We start from the raw sequence: 15,493 nt of genomic DNA, 5'->3' as shown, positions 1-15,493 counted from the left end.
AGGCGGCGCCGGGAGTATCATGGTGGGATGAACTCCAGACAAAAAAAGCAGACTGAAGCGTTAGCGGCTCTCTCCGCCGCCGATCGCGCTCGCCTGGAGCGCTTGGCTGCCTTGGCTCAAGTGACTGCAGAACATCTGTGGCCCGATGTCTGGCTATACGGCTTCGACGATACGGAAGAGAGCATTCAAGCCGATCTCGCAGCCCAAGCTGACATAGAGGCGGGCCGAACGATTCCAAACGAAGAAGTCATGGCGCAGGCGCGGCGAATACTGGAATCGAATGTCCAGCGCAAACGGAAAGCCGGCTAGACTCGTTGTAAGCTGGTCTGCTCAAGCGCAAGAGTCGCTCGATCAGACCATGGCGCATGTCTATGCACAGGATATGAGTGCCGGGAACCTAATGCTTCAACGACTGCAAAAAGCGCTTGATCTGATTGCGGAACAACCTGGAATAGGCACTCCAACAAAGCAGAAAAACCTGCGACGGTTTCCGATTCCCCGAACCGGCCATACTATTGAGTATAGGGTTGGCCGGAGGGGAATTACCATCACTCGTTGGGTGCGACAAACACGCAAGCCTTAGTTGCCAGTCGCCACCGGCCGGGCCGGGTCGGCGCACCATTCGCTCCAGGAGCCGGGGTAGAGCGCGGCTCCGGTCAGGCCGGCCACTTCCAGTGCCAGCAGGTTGTGGCAGGCCGTCACGCCCGATCCGCATTGCATGATTGCCTGCGGCGCGCTGGCGAACAGCGGCGCGAATTCTTCCTTCAATTGCGCGGCGTCCTTGAAGCGGCCGTCGGCGTTCAGGTTGTCCTTGAAGAAGCGGTTCTTCGCGGCAGGAATATGGCCGCCCACCGGATCGATGGTCTCGTTTTCGCCGCGATAACGGTCGGCCGCGCGTGCATCGACCACGGTGCGCGCCTGCGTGGCCAGATTGGCCACCACGTCCTCCACCGACACCGTCGGCGCCAGCGATGGTTGCTCGTGGATCGTGCCACGCGCGCGCGGCGCTTCCGGTGTCACCATCGGCAAGCCTTGCGACTGCCATGCGGCCAGGCCGCCGTCCAGTACCGCCACCGCCGGATGGCCCACCCAGCGCAGCAACCACCACAGACGCGCCGCGAACATGCCGCCGTGCGCATCGTACGCCACGACCTGCGTGTCGTCGTTGATGCCCCAGCCACGCAAGGTCTCGATCAGCGCCGCGCGCTCCGGCAGCGGATGGCGGCCGCGGAACTTGCCGTCCGCACCCTGCTTGGCGCCCGACAGGTCGGTATCGATATTGGCAAACTGCGCGTTCTGGATATGGCCGATGGCAAAGCCGTCGCGGCCCGCGTTGGGATTCATCAGGTCGTGGCGGCAATCGAGTATCACCCAATTGTCGTCGGTCAGGTGCTGGGACAGTTCGGCGGCGCCGATCAGAGTGGTGTGCATATTCCGGGGTTCCTTAGAGGTTGTTTCAACATGCCCGCAGCGAGGCGCAGCGACGAAGGCAGTGCGCCTGCACGGCGAGGAGCTGTAACGAAGCTGTGGGCATGTTGAAACGGCCTCTTAGACTTCGCTGGCTATCGGATCGGTAATGGCTATCGCCTTACCGTGCTCGGTGTTACGCGTATTGTAAAACGTTGTGGCCACACCGGACACCAGTATCACGCCTATGCCCGCCCAGCTGTGCCAGCTGAACACGTCGCCGAACACGAACACGCCCCACACGCTGGAAAACACGATGCCGGTGTATTGCAGATTGGCCACCACCAGCGTCTGGCCCAGGCGATAGGCGCGCGTCATGGCGATCTGCGCGCTGGTGGCGCAGATACCGATGCCCAGCAACAGCAAGCCGCCGTGCACGCTGGTGATCGGATGCCACACCGCACCCTGGTCGCCGGCAAACACGAAATTGCCGGCGATGCCGGCCAGCAGGTTCATGATCGAGAAGTAGAACACCACGCGGTTCTCGGGCTCGCCGGCCAGCCCCAGCTTGCGCACCTGCATATAGGCCATGGCCGACAGCACGCTGGAGCTGAGCGCGATCAGCGCCGGCGTCAGTTGATTGGCCTGGAAGGCCGGCTGCAACAGCAGCGTGACGCCGACAAAGCTCATGCCGACCGCCGCCAGCAGCGGCCACTTGACCTGGTTCTTGGCGTGCCACCAGCCCATTGCGAACAGCCACACGGCGATCCAGATCGGCGCCATGTAGTTGAGGGTCATGGCGGTGGCCAGCGGCAGCTTGGCGATGGCGTAGAACCACAGCCACAGCGACACCACGCCGACCAAGCCGCGCCACAAGTGGGCGCCCGGCATGGTGGTGGTGAATTTGCCGCCTTGAAGTTTGATGATGGTGAACAGCACGGTCACGCCGACCACGCCACGGTACATCACGATTTCGGATGTGGAGAACTGCTCCGAGGCCAGCTTCACGCACACCCCCATCGCGGCGAACATGAAACTGGCAAACAACATCCAAAGTGACTGCATCGTTTTCCTATAAATCGATATTGGCTCGATACCATTCGTGGAAGTGCTGCATGCCGTCTTCCATCGGCGACTGGTAAGGACCGGCGTCGCTGGTGCCTCGCTGCATCAGCACCTTGCGGCCGGCGTCCATGCGCAGGCCGATCTCGTCGTCCTCGGCGCAGGTTTCGAAGTAGGCCGCGCGTTCCGCTTCGATGAACTCGCGCTCGAACAGCACGATTTCCTCGGGGTAGTAGAACTCGACCACGTTCTTGGTGCGCTGCGGGCCGTCCGGCCACAGCGTCGAGACGATCAGCACATGCGGATACCACTCGACCATGATGTTCGGATACAGCGTCAGCCAGATCGCGCCATACGGTGGCGGTTCGCCGCCGCGGAACTTGAGCACCTGCTCCTGCCAGCGCTTGTAGATCTCGGAGCCGGACTTCTGCAAGCCCTTGTTGACGCCGACCGTCTGCACGCTGTAGTCGCGGCCGAATTCCCAGCGCAGGTCGTCGCAGCTGACAAAGCCGCCCAGGCCCGGATGGAAGGGCTCGACGTGATAGTCTTCCAGATAGACTTCAATGAAAGTCTTCCAGTTGTAGTTGCAGGTCTGGACTTCGACGTGGTCGAACATATAGCCGGAGAAATCCAGGTCCTTGGTGACCGAGAGTTCGGACAGCTTTTCCATGACGTTGTAGCCATTCTGCTCGAACAGCAGGCCGTTCCAGTTTTGCAGCTTGGTCTTCGGCAGGTTCAGGCACGGCGTCTCCGGGAAGTGCGGCGCGCCGATCAGCTCCCCCTTGAGGTCGTAGGTCCAGCGGTGCAGCGGGCAGACGATGTTGTTGGCGTTGCCGCGGCCGTTGAACATCAGCGCCTGGCGGTGGCGGCAGACGTTGGACAGCAGCTCCAACCCGTTTGCGTTGCGCACCAGCATACGCCCTTCGTTTTCGGAAACGAGGGTCGCGAAGTCGCCGACATTCGGCACCATCAGCTCGTGCCCGATATAGCGCGGGCCGGCCTGGAACAGTTGCTGCATTTCCCGCTGCAGTAGCGCTTCGTCAAAATAGACGTCAACCGGAAGTTGCGCGTGTGGACGCGCCAGCTTGGCGTGGGTACCCAGATCGGACATCCCAACCCCCCTTAATATGTACATCAAACCAAAGAGAGACAGAATCCGTAAAGACCTGAATTCAAAGTTGTTGAAAATGGTATTTCGGACAGAACCGGAGATTATACCGCGTTTCTCCCCGTTCTAGCGGACTGCCGTGCTCGTTTATAGGTGTATTTATATGCGTATCATTGTAATAAACGCATGCTTATGCAGCATATAGGGACGATTGCGATAAAATCCATAGTTTACGCCCTCGGCTTGGCCGCTATAGTTCCACCGGATAAGGTGGTTTGTTCTAAAATAACGGGCTACACTGCGCTGGCACGTGTTTTTGCCTTGAAACCTGAGTGACTATGTCTAAGAAATTAACTGCCGACGCGACCGCCGCCGCCCCCGTCTCGTTTGAAGAAGCGATGGCGGAACTGGCGCAGCTGGTTGCCCAAATGGAGGCGGGCCAACTGCCGCTGGAAGCCTCGGTGGCCGCCTATGCGCGCGGCTCGGAGCTGGTGAAGTTCTGCGCCGCCCAGCTGGAAAAAGTGGAATCCCAGGTCAAGGTGCTGGAAGGCGACATGCTCAAGCCTTTCGCGGAAGCCGGCGAGGCCGAACAATGAGCGGCGCCTTCGACGATTGGATGAAGACCGTGCAGGCGGCATCGGAAAACGATTTATCCGGTTTCCTGCCCCCAGCCACGGTGGTGCCGACCAAGCTGCACGCGGCGATGCGCTATGCGCTGCTGGGCGGCGGCAAGCGTGTGCGTCCGCTGCTGGTATACGCGGCCGGCGCGCTGTTCGGCGCCGATGCGGCCATTTTGAGCCGCGCGGCGGCGGCGGTGGAAATGATCCACGCCTATTCGCTGGTGCATGACGACATGCCGTGCATGGACGACGATGAACTGCGCCGCGGCAAGCCGACGGTGCACGTGGCCTACGACGAAGCGACCGCGCTGCTGGTCGGCGACGCGCTGCAATCGCAGGCCTTCCTGGTGCTGTCCGAGGCGGACAGTATCCCGGCCGCGCGCCAGGTGGCGATGCTGCGCCTGCTGGCGCACGCCTCCGGTTCGGCCGGCATGTGCGGCGGCCAGGCAATCGATCTCGACAGCGTGGGCCTGAGCCTGACGCTGGAACAGCTGGAGCAGATGCACCAGCTTAAAACCGGCGCGCTGCTGCGCGCCGCAGTGGTGCTGGGCGCGCTGGCCGGCAAGGATCTCGATCCGGCCGAGTTGACCGCGCTGAACGACTATGCACGCGCCATCGGCCTGGCCTTCCAGGTGGTGGACGACGTACTCGACGCCACGGCCGATTCGGCCACGCTGGGCAAGACCGCCGGCAAGGACGCCGCCGACAACAAACCGACCTATGTCTCGATCCTGGGTCTGGAACCGTCGCGCGCACTGGCGCAAAAATTGCGGCTCGACGCGCACGCAGCGCTCGCGCCGTTTGGAGAAAAAGCTCTGCGGTTACGCGAACTCGCGGATTTGATCGTGCAGCGGAAGGCATAAATGAAATTGCTCGAAAACATAGACTCACCAGCGGATGTGCGCAAACTGGCGCGCACCCAGCTGACCCCGCTCGCGCATGAACTGCGCAGCTACCTGCTGGATTCGGTATCGAAGACCGGCGGCCACCTGTCGTCCAACCTGGGCACGGTCGAACTGACCGTGGCGCTGCACTACGTGTTCAACACGCCGCACGACCGCATCGTGTGGGACGTGGGCCACCAGACTTATTCGCACAAGATCCTCACCGGCCGCCGCGAGCGCATGCACACGCTGCGCCAGCTGAACGGCATCTCCGGCTTCCCGAAGCGCGACGAAAGCGAATACGACACCTTCGGCACCGCCCACTCGTCGACCTCGATCTCGGCGGCGCTGGGCATGGCGCAGGCGGCCAAGATCAAGGGCGAGCACCGCCACGCGATCGCCGTGATCGGCGACGGCTCGATGACGGCCGGCATGGCCTTCGAAGCGCTGAACAACGCCGGCGTGCAGGAGGACGTCAATCTGCTGGTGATCCTGAACGACAACGACATGTCGATCTCGCCGCCGGTGGGCGCGCTGAACCGCTATCTGGCGAGGCTGATGTCGGGGCAGTTCTACGCCGCCGCCAAGAACGTCGGCAAATCCGTGTTGCCCGGCCCCGTGCTGGAGCTGGCCAAGCGCCTGGAAGAGCACGCCAAGGGCATGGTGGTTCCGGCCACCATGTTCGAGGAGTTCGGCTTCAACTACATCGGCCCGATCGACGGCCACGACCTCGAATCGCTGATCCCGACGCTGCAGAACATCAAGCAGCTCAAGGGGCCGCAGTTCCTGCACGTGGTGACCAAGAAGGGCCAGGGCTACAAGCTGGCCGAGGCCGATCCGGTGCTGTACCACGGTCCGGGCAAGTTCAACCCGGCCGAAGGCTTCAAGCCGGCCGTGGCGCCGGGCAAGGTCACCTACACGGAAGTATTCGGCAACTGGCTGTGCGACATGGCCGCCGCCGACAAGAAGCTGGTCGCGATCACGCCGGCCATGCGCGAAGGTTCGGGCATGGTGCGCTTCGAGCAGGAATATCCTGACCGCTACTTCGACGTTGGCATCGCCGAGCAGCACGCCGTAACCTTCGGCGCCGGCCTGGCCTGCGAAGGCCTGAAGCCGGTGGTGGCGATCTACTCCACCTTCCTGCAGCGCGGCTACGACCAGCTGATCCACGACGTGGCGCTGCAAAACCTGGACGTGACGTTCGCGCTGGACCGCGCGGGCCTGGTGGGCGCCGACGGCGCCACCCACGCCGGCAACTACGACATGGCGTATCTGCGCTGCATTCCGAACATGGTGGTCATGGCCGCCTCGGACGAAAACGAATGCCGCCAGATGCTGACCACCGGCTACCAGTACAAAGGTCCGGCGGCGATCCGCTATCCACGCGGCGCCGGCGCCGGTGCGGCGATCAAGCCGGAGCTGACCGCGCTGGAAATCGGCAAGGGCGAAATCAAGCGCAAGGGCCAGAAGATTGCCATTTTGGCCTTCGGTTCGATGGTGGCGCCTGCGATGGCCGCCGGCGAAGCGCTGGACGCCACGGTCGCCAATATGCGCTTCGTCAAACCGCTGGACGTGGAACTGGTGAAGCAGCTGGCCGCCGAGCACGACTACCTGGTAACGGTGGAAGAGGGCTCCATCATGGGCGGCGCCGGCTCTGCCGTGGCCGAAGCGATGGCCGCCGAAGGCATCGTCAAGCCATTGCAGATGCTGGGCCTGCCGGACAAGTTCATCGACCATGGCGACCCGGCCAAGCTGCTGGCCAGCGTGGGCCTGGACGCCGCCGGCATCACCGCCTCGATCAAGCAGCGCCACGCCGCCGCCGAGCCGCGCCTGGTGGTCAACAACGGCTAAATACCGTTGCTGTTACGCTCAAAGCCGCCTCCGGGCGGCTTTTTTCTTGCCTGCTGCAATAATGCGACCTATATTGATATAAACAGTTTATTCGGTTTATATCGCCATGAATGCCGCCGCTTCCCTGTTTGCCGGTTTGCTGTTCGCTTGCGGGACGGCGGGCGCGCAGGTGCCGGAATCGGGCAGGGCGCAGGAAATGGGTTTCAGCGCCGAGGAAGTGGCCAGCACCGTGGAAGACCGCTATATCGACCGCGTGGTCGAACTGGCGGCGGCCGGGCGGCTGGACGACGACCGCCTGTTGCTGGCGCGGCTGCAAACCATAGGCGCCGGCCTGATACGCGCCGCGGTGGCGCTGAAGCCGGAAGTGGCCGGGTGGGAGTGGGAGTTTCATACCACCAGCGATGCCGAAGTCGACGCCATCTGCATGGCCGGCGGCAAAATCCTGGTGGGCAGCGCCTTTGTGCGCCAGCTGGCGTTGAACGACGGCGAACTGGCAACCCTGCTGGGTCACGAAGTCGCGCACGCGGTGGCCGAGCATCACCGCGAAACCTTGTCGGAAGCGCTATTCCTGAACCGCTATCCGGCGGTGCCGCTGGAGGTGGTGATGGAACGGCTGGAAAGCGACCTGTCGGTGCAGATCCGCCTGTCCAAGCTATCGAGCATGCAGGAATCGGAGGCGGACCAGCTGGGCATGGTGCTGGCGCACCGAGCCGGCTGGCCGGCGGCCGACATGGTCAGCTTCTACCGCAAGCTGTCGACCGGCGACCAGGCGGCGCTGGTGTCCAGCGCCTATCCGGCCAGCGCCTCGCGCCTCAGCATGGCCAAGGGCATGGCGCTATTGTTCCAGTCCGACCGTTAAGCGTCTTAGCCGCGCTTGCGCTCGTGCTGCCACAGCACGTCGCTGCCGCCGCCAAAACGGTTCAGCACCCGCGACAGCACAAACATCAAGTCCGACAAGCGGTTCACATACTGGCGCGGATGCTCATGGATGGTCTCGGTCTTGCCCAGCGTGACGATGGCGCGCTCGGCGCGGCGGCACACGGTGCGGCACACGTGCGCCTGCGAAGCCGCACGGGAGCCGGCCGGCAGGATGAATTCCGTCAGGGCCGGCAGGGTGGCGTTGTACTTGGCCAGCAGCGCGTCCAGGCGCTCGACGTGCGCCTCGGTGATCATCTGGTAGCCGGGAATGCACAATTCGCCGCCCAGGTCGAACAGGTCGTGCTGGATGGTGACCAGCTCTTCGCGCAGGTCGGCCGGCATGTCTTCGCACAGCAGCAGGCCGATGTGCGAGTTCAGCTCGTCGACTTCGCCGATCGAGTGGATGCGCACGCTGTCCTTGTCGGTGCGGCTGCCGTCACCGAGGCCGGTGGTGCCGCCGTCGCCGGTGCGGGTGGCGATTTTGGAGAGTCGATTTCCCATATTGATTCCTGGTCTGTTTCGGATCAGCGCTTTGCCAGGCTGACGCGATGCGGGTTGAGGGGGGCATAGCCCGGCGTGTTCCAGAAGGCCTGCATGCCGATGGTTTCGTACAGGCTCACTTCCTCATCGTACATCGGATACAGGCCGGCGAGGAAAATGGTGCGGTCGGGCAGCTCGAACTTGAGCTGGTCGCCGTCCAGGAAGGGCGGTTTGTAGACGAAGCAGGCGTTCATGTCGCTGTCGCTGGACATGGGCGTGTCCAGCTTGAAGCAGGAACGGTAGGCGAAGGAGCCGGTGTGGAAGAAGTTCTGCGCCAGCAGGGCGGCGGCGCTGCCCCACAGCGGATCGGTGGTGTGCAGCGAGAACATCAGCTCCGGTTTGCCGTGTATCCATTCAGGACGGTTGGCGTTCGACAGGCCGCAGGTCACGGCGGTCAGCATGTCCTTGACGGGGTAATCCTTGAAGTAGTACACGAGCATGCGCGGCTCGCTCTCGGTCTTGATGCCGGCAAGCTGCATCTTGACGCCGAAACGCTCTTCCAGCGCCTCGCGCCAGGCCTGTTCGAAATTATTTTCCATATCTGTTCCAGTGGTGTGGTGAAGCTGCGCTCGGAAGAATACAACAATTTGGTCGGGTATTTCGACCGGACGGCCGTTTGTGCTTACAATCGATGCCTGATCAAGTGCTTCCAGGTGCCCGCTCCATGAACACTGCCACTCCCGAACGGACCGTACTGGCCGATATCGCCGCCCGCCGCGCGCAGGTCGCCGCGGCCTTGCTGCAGGTGCTGCCGGCGCGCGCCATCCTGTCCGAACCGGAAGACACCCGTCCCTATGAATGCGACGGCCTGGCCGCCTACCGCCAGTTGCCGATGATCGTCGTGCTACCCGACAGCGAGGCGCAGATCGTCGCCGTGCTGCGGGTATGCCGTGAGCTGAAGGTGCCCATCGTGCCGCGCGGCGCCGGCACCGGCCTGTCCGGCGGCGCCATGCCGATCGCCGACGGCGTGGTGCTGTCGACCGCGCGCCTGAACCGCATCGTGCGCATGGACGCCTATTCGCGGACCGCCGTGGTGCAGCCGGGCGTGCGCAACCTGGCGATCTCGGAAGCGGCGGCGCAGCATGGCCTGTACTACGCGCCCGATCCGTCGTCGCAGATCGCCTGCACCATCGGCGGCAACGTGGCGGAGAATTCCGGCGGTGTGCACTGCCTCAAATACGGCCTGACCGTGCACAACGTGCTGCGCGTGCGCATGGTGACCATTGATGGCGACGTGGTGGAACTGGGCAGCGAAGCGCTCGACGCGCCGGGGCTGGACCTGCTGTCGGTGTTCATCGGTTCGGAGGGCATGCTGGGCATCGTCACCGAGGTGACGGTCAAGCTGGTGCCCAAGCCGGCCACCGCGCGCGTGATCATGGCGTCGTTCAACGAGGTGACGGCGGGCTGCCACGCGGTGGCGGCGCTGATCGCGGCCGGCATCATCCCGGCCGGGCTGGAGATGATGGACCAGACCTCCTCGCGCATGGTCGAACCCTTCGTCAAGGCCGGCTACGATACCGACGCCGCCGCCATCCTGCTGTGCGAGGCCGACGGCACCGTCGAGGAAGTGGAAGAGGAAATCGCCCGCATGTCGGCGGTGCTGAACACGGCCGGCGCCAGCGCCATCGCGGTGTCGCAGACGGAGGCGGAGCGCCTGAAGTTCTGGTCCGGCCGCAAGAACGCCTTTCCGGCGGCGGGCCGCATCTCGCCCGACTACTACTGCATGGACGGCACCATCCCGCGCAAGCGCCTGGGCCAGGTGCTGGAGGGGATCGCGCAGATGGAGACCAGGTACGGCCTGCGCTGCGCCAATGTGTTCCACGCCGGCGACGGCAACCTGCATCCGCTGATCCTGTTCAACGCCAACATCCCCGACGAATTCGAGCGCGCCGAAGCCTTCGGCGCCGAGATCCTGGCGCTGTGCGTGGAAGTGGGCGGCACCATCACCGGTGAGCATGGCGTCGGCATCGAGAAGATCAATTCGATGTGCGCGCAGTTTGCGCCGGCCGAGCTGGATGCCTTCTTCTCGGTCAAGCGCGCTTTCGACACGGCCGGCCTGCTCAATCCCGACAAGGCCATCCCCACGTTGAACCGCTGCGCCGAATTCGGCAAGATGCGCGTCAGCGGCGGCATGCTGCCGTTCTCCCATCTTCCGCGCTTTTAAACGGAGCGACATGACGACCGAATCGTATTCCCACATCGCCGCGCAGTTCAGCGAGCGCATACGTGTCGCAACGGAGGCCGGCACGCCGCTATGCCTGCGCGGCGGCGGCAGCAAGGACTGGTACGGACAGCCGCCGCATGGCGAGGTGCTCGACACGCGAGCTTACGCCGGCATCGTCTCCTATGAGCCGACCGAATTGGTCATCACCGCGCGCTGCGGCACGCCGCTGGCGGAGATCGAAGCGCTGCTGGCGCAGCACCAGCAGATGCTGGCCTTCGAGCCGCCGCGCTACGGCGCCGCATCGACCATCGGCGGCGTGGTGGCCAGCGCCTTGTCCGGCCCGCGTCGCGCCAGTGCCGGCGCGGTGCGCGACTTTGTGCTCGGCGCGGTGCTGATGGACGGCCACGGTGAGGCGCTGCGCTTCGGCGGCCAGGTGATGAAGAACGTGGCGGGCTACGACGTATCGCGCCTGCTGGCCGGTTCGCTGGGCACGCTGGGTCTGATACTGGAAGTGTCGCTCAAGGTGCTGCCGGTGCCGCTGCGCGAGGCCAGCCTGCGCTTCGAGATGAGCGAGATCGACGCGCTGCGCCATCTGAACGAATGGGCCGGCCAGCCGCTGCCGATATCGGCCAGTTGCTGGCATCAGGGCGTGTTGTCGCTGCGGCTGTCCGGTGCCGAGGCGGCGGTGGAGGCGGCGCAGCGCAAGCTGGGCGGCGCGCCGCTGGAAGACGACGCGGCATTCTGGACTTCGCTGCGCGACCAGACGCACGGCTATTTCGACGGCGGCAGTTTGTGGCGTTTGTCGGTGCCGCCGGCTGCCAGCGCCATCATCCTGCGCGGCGAGCAGCTGATCGAGTGGGGAGGGGCGCAGCGCTGGCTCAAGGTGGAATCCACCGATGCCGAGCACGCGGCCGGCATACGCCGCGCCGTGGCGGCGGCTGGCGGCCATGCGACGCTGTTCCGGGGCGCGGACAAGAGCGTCGGCGTGTTTCATCCGCTGGCGCCGGCCGTGGCAAAGATTAACGAGCGGTTGAAACAGTCCTTCGATCCGGCGGGGATCTTCAATCCCGGCCGCATGTACTAGCGAACCCTATGCAAACCAACCTGGCTGATTTCATCAAGAACACCCGCGAAGGCGAAGAGGCCGACGCCATCCTGCGCGCCTGCGTCCACTGCGGCTTTTGCACCGCCACCTGTCCGACCTATCAGCTGCTGGGCGATGAGCTGGATGGCCCGCGTGGCCGCATCTACCTGATCAAGCAGGTGCTGGAAGGCGCGCCGGTGACGGTCAAGACGCAGACCCACCTGGACCGCTGCCTGACCTGCCGCAACTGCGAGACCACTTGTCCGTCCGGCGTCAAGTACGGCCGCCTGATCGACATCGGCCGCAAGGTGGTGGAGGAGCGCGTCGAGCGGCCGTTCATCGAGCGCATGAAACGACTGGTACTGAAGGAAGCCTTGCCGCGCAAGGCTGTCTTCACGGCGGGATTGCGCGCGGGGCAGCTATTCCGGCCGCTGCTGTCGCCCGCCATGCAGGACAAGATCCCGGCGATGCAGAGCGCCGGCGTGTGGCCGTCGCGCGAGCATGCGCGCAAGATGCTGGTGCTGGAAGGCTGCGCGCAGCCGGCGATGGCCCCCAACATCAACACCGCCACCGCGCGCGTGCTCGATGCGCTGGGCGTGCAGCTGATCGTCGCCCCCAAGGCCGGTTGCTGCGGCGCGGTGCGCCATCACCTGAACGACCAAGAGGCGGCGCTGGACGACATGCGCCGCAACGTCGACGCCTGGTGGCCGCACGTGCAGGATGGCACGATGGAGGCGATCGTGATGACCGCTTCCGGCTGCGGCGTCACCGTCAAGGAATACGGCCATCTGCTGGCGCACGACAGCGCCTACGCCGCCAAGGCGCAGCGCATCTCGGCGCTGACGCGCGATCTGAGCGAAGTGATGCCGGAGTTTGAGGAAGAGCTGAAGCGCCGCGCCAGCATCAAGGAGCGCGTGGCCTACCACCCGCCATGCACGCTACAACACGGCCAGCAGATACGCGGCAAAGTGGAGGGCGTGCTGCGCGCGGTCGGCGTCGATGTCGTGCTGTGCGCGGACAGCCATCTGTGCTGCGGCTCGGCCGGCACCTACTCGCTGCTGCAACCGGAGTTGTCGCTGCAACTGCGCGACCGCAAGCTGGCCAACCTGGCCGATACCGGCGCCACCACCATCGTCTCGGCCAACGTCGGCTGCACCGCGCACCTGCAATCGGGCACGGACACGCCGGTCAGGCACTGGATCGAACTGATCGACTCAGCCCTGAACAAATAGGGGCATCTGCGCGGTGCCGCCGGCCGGTTCGCCGTGCAGGCTGAGGATGGGCGGCAGCTGTGCGGCCGCCTGCCACACGGCCGCCGTGTCGAAACTGGCGACCCAGGCCAGCACCTCGTCCGCCGGCATCGGCCGGGCGATGCCGTAGCCTTGCACCAGGTCGCAGCCCAGGCGCATCAGCATGGCGCCGTGCTCCATGGTTTCCACGCCCTCGGCGATCACGCCCAGGCCGAAGGACTTGGCCAGGCCGATGACGGCGCTCACCAGGTGCAGGTCGTCGCGGTCCACCAGCATGTTGCGCACGAAGCTTTGGTCGATCTTCAGCATGTCCGCCGGCAGCCGCTTCAGGTAGGACATCGACGAATAGCCGGTGCCGAAATCATCCAGCGCGAAGCTGATGCCCAGCGCCTGGCAATCGAGCATGATGCTGCGCACGTGGGCGATGTCGCTCAAGGCCGACGACTCCAGTATCTCCAGCTCCAGCATATGCGGCGGCACGTCCGGGAACTCGGCCAGGATGGCGGTTAGCCGCTCGACGAAATCGGCGCGCTGGAAATGGCGGGCGGCGATGTTGACGCTGATGACCCAGCGCGCATCGAAGGCGCGCCAGTCCTGCAGCTGGCGCAAGGCTTCGCGCAGCACCCATTCGCCGATATCGACGATGACGTCGCTGTGCTCGACGATGGGCAGGAAGTCCCCCGGCCCGACCACGCCGCGCAGCGGATGTTCCCAGCGCAGCAGCGCTTCCATGCCGACGATGCGGGCCTTGCGCATGTCCAGCTTCGGTTGATAGTACAGCCGCAGCTCGCCGTCGCGCAGGGCGGCGCGCACTTCGGTGCGGCGGTTGTGGTGGGTGCGCACCTGTTCGTCCAGGTCGGCGTCGAAGAAGTGATAGCGGTTGCGGCCCGTGATCTTGGCCTGGTACAGCGCCTGGTCGGCGTGGCGCAGCAGGCTGTCGGCGCTGATCTCGTTGCCGGTGTAGACCGCCACGCCGGCGCTGGCCGACATGCCCACCGCTTCGCCCTCGCACAGATAGTCGCGCGACAGCGCCGCCATCAAACGGTCCAGCGCCTGCTCGACGGCGGCGCGGCTGTCCATCTCCGGCAGCAGCAGCACGAATTCGTCGCCGCCCAGGCGCGCCACGTAATGGCGCTGGCCGGCAAAGTCGTGCAGGCGGCTGGCGGCCTGCTTGAGGATCTCGTCGCCGATGTCCTGGCCCAGCGTCTGGTTCACGTGCTGGAAATGATCGAGGTCGAACAGGCAGACGGCCAGCAGGTAGTCCTGTTCGCGCGCGCGGATGACTTCCTGCTCGAAGCGGGTGGCCAGCGCCGAGCGGTTGGGCAGGCCGGTGAGGATGTCGTGGTTGCTTTGCCAGGAGATCTGCTGCATCAGCTGGCGGCGCTCGGTCACGTCGCGGAACACCAGCACCGAGCCTTGTACTTCGTTTTGTGCGGAGCGGATCGCGTTGGCGGTGTATTCGACGGTGATGATCTGGCCCATGCGGTTGCGCAGGCTCTGGTTGCCGACCTTGATGACTTCGCCGCCGGCGTAGATCGCCGCCATCGACTTGAGCAGCGAATGCTGGCCGAAATTATTCGCCAGCACGAACACCTGGTGCAGCTCCATGCCGCGCGCGCGCGATTCGGGCCAGCCGGTGAGCTGCTGGGCGACATCGTTGACGGTGGCGATCTTGCCGCTTAAATCGGTGGTGATGACGGCGTCGCCGATGGAGGCCAGCGTGACTTCGATGCGTTCCTTCTCCACTTGCAGCAGCGCCTGCGCTTCCAGCGTCTGCGCCAGCTGCTCGCTCAATTTGTTCTGGCTTTGCTGGAGCTTGTGCACCAGCGCCTGCACGCGCTGCGCCATGTTGTTGAAGGTGACAGCCAGCATGCGCGCCTCCAGCGTGCCGCTGACGGGCAGGCGTACGCCATGATCGCCGTTCTGGAAGCGGGTGGTGGTGTGGGTCACGCGCCTGAGCATGCGCTGGTTGGCGAAGATGATGATGCCCAGCAGCGTGTAGATGATGGTGATGTTGACCAGCGAGATCGCCGCCTGCTGGCGTAGCGTGCGCCACACCTGCGCCAGCGGCAGCGTCGGTTCGAAGCCCAGCACCAGGCTGGCGCTGCCGATGTAGATGGTGCGGTTGATCGGCTCCAGCCCGTGCAGGCCGCGGAACCACGTCGGGTAGTCCGCCAGCGGCGGCAGGCTGCGCAGCGCTTCCAGGTGGCCGCCGGCATAGTCCAGCCGCGCCGAGACCAGGTCGGCCTCCAGCAGCAGGGCGCTGGACAGGGTGTTGTCGAGGGCGGCGCGGTCCGGCGTGTTCAACGCGGGCAGCAGGGCCTTGTGCAGGTATACGCCCAGTTCGCCCGCGTCGCGTTGATAGCGGGCGTTGGCGTAGGCGGTTTCCGACTGAAACAGCAGCGTATATCGCACGCCCACCACGATGGCGATGATGAGGAAGATGGGAATGAACAGACGGGAATACATTCCCATCCGCATCCAGCGCGACAGTAGTTTTCCAAACAACGACATAGGCTACGGATTCGATTCTTGGAAATGACCAGCGGCCATTATTACCGAAAAGTTAACCTAAAGCACGTTTTTTGGAAAACGTTTTCACTCT

Annotated in this window: 15 protein-coding genes; 9 read left to right on the top strand and 6 right to left on the bottom strand. The window is 64.5% G+C overall.

From position 1 onward, the window contains the following. The first annotated feature begins 27 nt into the window (after positions 1-27). Both D0T21_RS24980 and D0T21_RS32890 read left to right on the top strand, forming a co-directional pair. Complete coding sequence (locus D0T21_RS24980) at positions 28-309, top strand: hypothetical protein (protein WP_116992354.1); 282 nt, start codon at positions 28-30, stop codon at positions 307-309. Beyond that, complete coding sequence (locus D0T21_RS32890; protein ID WP_116992355.1) at positions 281-583, top strand: type II toxin-antitoxin system RelE/ParE family toxin; 303 nt, start codon at positions 281-283, stop codon at positions 581-583. The genes D0T21_RS24980 and D0T21_RS32890 overlap by 29 nt, the downstream gene beginning before the upstream one ends. On the opposite strand, the gene D0T21_RS24970 is transcribed toward D0T21_RS32890, so the two are convergent. From D0T21_RS24970 to D0T21_RS24960, 3 genes are all read right to left on the bottom strand, one after another. Continuing rightward, positions 580-1,431 (bottom strand): sulfurtransferase, encoded by an 852-nt coding sequence (locus tag D0T21_RS24970; RefSeq protein WP_116992356.1) that lies wholly within the window; start codon positions 1,429-1,431, stop codon positions 580-582. The genes D0T21_RS32890 and D0T21_RS24970 overlap by 4 nt on opposite strands. A 117-nt stretch (positions 1,432-1,548) precedes the next feature. After that, positions 1,549-2,472, bottom strand: a complete 924-nt coding sequence (locus D0T21_RS24965) for a DMT family transporter (protein WP_116992357.1) — start codon at positions 2,470-2,472, stop codon at positions 1,549-1,551. Between the two features lie 7 nt (positions 2,473-2,479). Continuing rightward, positions 2,480-3,580 (bottom strand): aromatic ring-hydroxylating dioxygenase subunit alpha, encoded by a 1,101-nt coding sequence (locus D0T21_RS24960; RefSeq protein WP_116992358.1) that lies wholly within the window; start codon positions 3,578-3,580, stop codon positions 2,480-2,482. Positions 3,581-3,915: 335 nt separating this feature from the next. Here D0T21_RS24960 and D0T21_RS24955 point away from each other — a divergent pair, with 335 nt between their 5' ends. From D0T21_RS24955 to D0T21_RS24940, 4 genes are all read left to right on the top strand, one after another. Beyond that, the gene (locus tag D0T21_RS24955; RefSeq protein WP_116992359.1) at positions 3,916-4,173 is read left to right on the top strand and encodes an exodeoxyribonuclease VII small subunit; all 258 of its coding nucleotides are present in this window, start codon (positions 3,916-3,918) and stop codon (positions 4,171-4,173) included. After that, entirely contained in the window at positions 4,170-5,060 is an 891-nt protein-coding gene (locus tag D0T21_RS24950; RefSeq protein ID WP_116992360.1) for a polyprenyl synthetase family protein, read from the top strand. Before D0T21_RS24955 ends, D0T21_RS24950 begins: the two co-directional genes overlap by 4 nt. Further along, positions 5,061-6,932 carry a 1-deoxy-D-xylulose-5-phosphate synthase gene (gene dxs / locus D0T21_RS24945; RefSeq protein WP_116992361.1) on the top strand — a complete coding sequence of 624 codons (1,872 nt, stop codon included), beginning with the start codon at positions 5,061-5,063 and terminating at the stop codon, positions 6,930-6,932. Between the two features lie 106 nt (positions 6,933-7,038). After that, complete coding sequence (locus D0T21_RS24940; RefSeq protein ID WP_116992362.1) at positions 7,039-7,791, top strand: M48 family metalloprotease; 753 nt, start codon at positions 7,039-7,041, stop codon at positions 7,789-7,791. A 5-nt stretch (positions 7,792-7,796) separates the two neighbouring features. Here the strand turns inward: D0T21_RS24940 and D0T21_RS24935 are convergent, their stop codons facing one another. Together D0T21_RS24935 and D0T21_RS24930 are read right to left on the bottom strand one after the other, a co-directional pair. Further along, complete coding sequence (locus D0T21_RS24935) at positions 7,797-8,351, bottom strand: cob(I)yrinic acid a,c-diamide adenosyltransferase (protein WP_116992363.1); 555 nt, start codon at positions 8,349-8,351, stop codon at positions 7,797-7,799. A 23-nt stretch (positions 8,352-8,374) separates the two neighbouring features. Beyond that, positions 8,375-8,929, bottom strand: a complete 555-nt coding sequence (locus D0T21_RS24930; RefSeq protein WP_116992364.1) for a suppressor of fused domain protein — start codon at positions 8,927-8,929, stop codon at positions 8,375-8,377. A gap of 125 nt (positions 8,930-9,054) precedes the next feature. Here D0T21_RS24930 and D0T21_RS24925 point away from each other — a divergent pair, with 125 nt between their 5' ends. Genes D0T21_RS24925 through glcF form a run of 3 tightly spaced genes read left to right on the top strand, consistent with a single transcriptional unit; the run spans position 9,055 to position 12,870 of the window. Next, entirely contained in the window at positions 9,055-10,554 is a 1,500-nt protein-coding gene (locus D0T21_RS24925; protein WP_116992365.1) for an FAD-linked oxidase C-terminal domain-containing protein, read from the top strand. Between the two features lie 10 nt (positions 10,555-10,564). Further along, positions 10,565-11,638, top strand: coding sequence for a glycolate oxidase subunit GlcE (glcE, locus tag D0T21_RS24920; RefSeq protein WP_116992366.1), 1,074 nt, complete (start codon positions 10,565-10,567; stop codon positions 11,636-11,638). Positions 11,639-11,646: 8 nt separating this feature from the next. Further along, positions 11,647-12,870 carry a glycolate oxidase subunit GlcF gene (glcF, locus tag D0T21_RS24915; RefSeq protein WP_116992367.1) on the top strand — a complete coding sequence of 408 codons (1,224 nt, stop codon included), beginning with the start codon at positions 11,647-11,649 and terminating at the stop codon, positions 12,868-12,870. Here glcF and D0T21_RS24910 read toward each other — a convergent pair. Next, positions 12,853-15,357, bottom strand: coding sequence for an EAL domain-containing protein (locus D0T21_RS24910; RefSeq protein ID WP_229211632.1), 2,505 nt, complete (start codon positions 15,355-15,357; stop codon positions 12,853-12,855). The genes glcF and D0T21_RS24910 overlap by 18 nt on opposite strands. Between the last annotated feature and the right edge of the window lie 136 nt (positions 15,358-15,493).

Origin of the sequence: Duganella sp. BJB476, assembly GCF_003416895.1 — a bacterium.
Classification (GTDB): domain Bacteria; phylum Pseudomonadota; class Gammaproteobacteria; order Burkholderiales; family Burkholderiaceae_D; genus Rugamonas.
This window is presented reverse-complemented; position numbering and strand designations above follow the sequence as displayed.

Coding starts and splice junctions, on each gene's coding strand:
- D0T21_RS24980 (WP_116992354.1), top strand. CDS start 28: ATGAACTCCAGACAAAAAAAGCAGACTGAAGCGTTAGCGGCTCTCTCC.
- D0T21_RS32890 (WP_116992355.1), top strand. CDS start 281: ATGTCCAGCGCAAACGGAAAGCCGGCTAGACTCGTTGTAAGCTGGTCT.
- D0T21_RS24970 (WP_116992356.1), bottom strand. CDS start 1,431: ATGCACACCACTCTGATCGGCGCCGCCGAACTGTCCCAGCACCTGACC.
- D0T21_RS24965 (WP_116992357.1), bottom strand. CDS start 2,472: ATGCAGTCACTTTGGATGTTGTTTGCCAGTTTCATGTTCGCCGCGATG.
- D0T21_RS24960 (WP_116992358.1), bottom strand. CDS start 3,580: ATGTCCGATCTGGGTACCCACGCCAAGCTGGCGCGTCCACACGCGCAA.
- D0T21_RS24955 (WP_116992359.1), top strand. CDS start 3,916: ATGTCTAAGAAATTAACTGCCGACGCGACCGCCGCCGCCCCCGTCTCG.
- D0T21_RS24950 (WP_116992360.1), top strand. CDS start 4,170: ATGAGCGGCGCCTTCGACGATTGGATGAAGACCGTGCAGGCGGCATCG.
- dxs (WP_116992361.1), top strand. CDS start 5,061: ATGAAATTGCTCGAAAACATAGACTCACCAGCGGATGTGCGCAAACTG.
- D0T21_RS24940 (WP_116992362.1), top strand. CDS start 7,039: ATGAATGCCGCCGCTTCCCTGTTTGCCGGTTTGCTGTTCGCTTGCGGG.
- D0T21_RS24935 (WP_116992363.1), bottom strand. CDS start 8,351: ATGGGAAATCGACTCTCCAAAATCGCCACCCGCACCGGCGACGGCGGC.
- D0T21_RS24930 (WP_116992364.1), bottom strand. CDS start 8,929: ATGGAAAATAATTTCGAACAGGCCTGGCGCGAGGCGCTGGAAGAGCGT.
- D0T21_RS24925 (WP_116992365.1), top strand. CDS start 9,055: ATGAACACTGCCACTCCCGAACGGACCGTACTGGCCGATATCGCCGCC.
- glcE (WP_116992366.1), top strand. CDS start 10,565: ATGACGACCGAATCGTATTCCCACATCGCCGCGCAGTTCAGCGAGCGC.
- glcF (WP_116992367.1), top strand. CDS start 11,647: ATGCAAACCAACCTGGCTGATTTCATCAAGAACACCCGCGAAGGCGAA.
- D0T21_RS24910 (WP_229211632.1), bottom strand. CDS start 15,357: ATGTATTCCCGTCTGTTCATTCCCATCTTCCTCATCATCGCCATCGTG.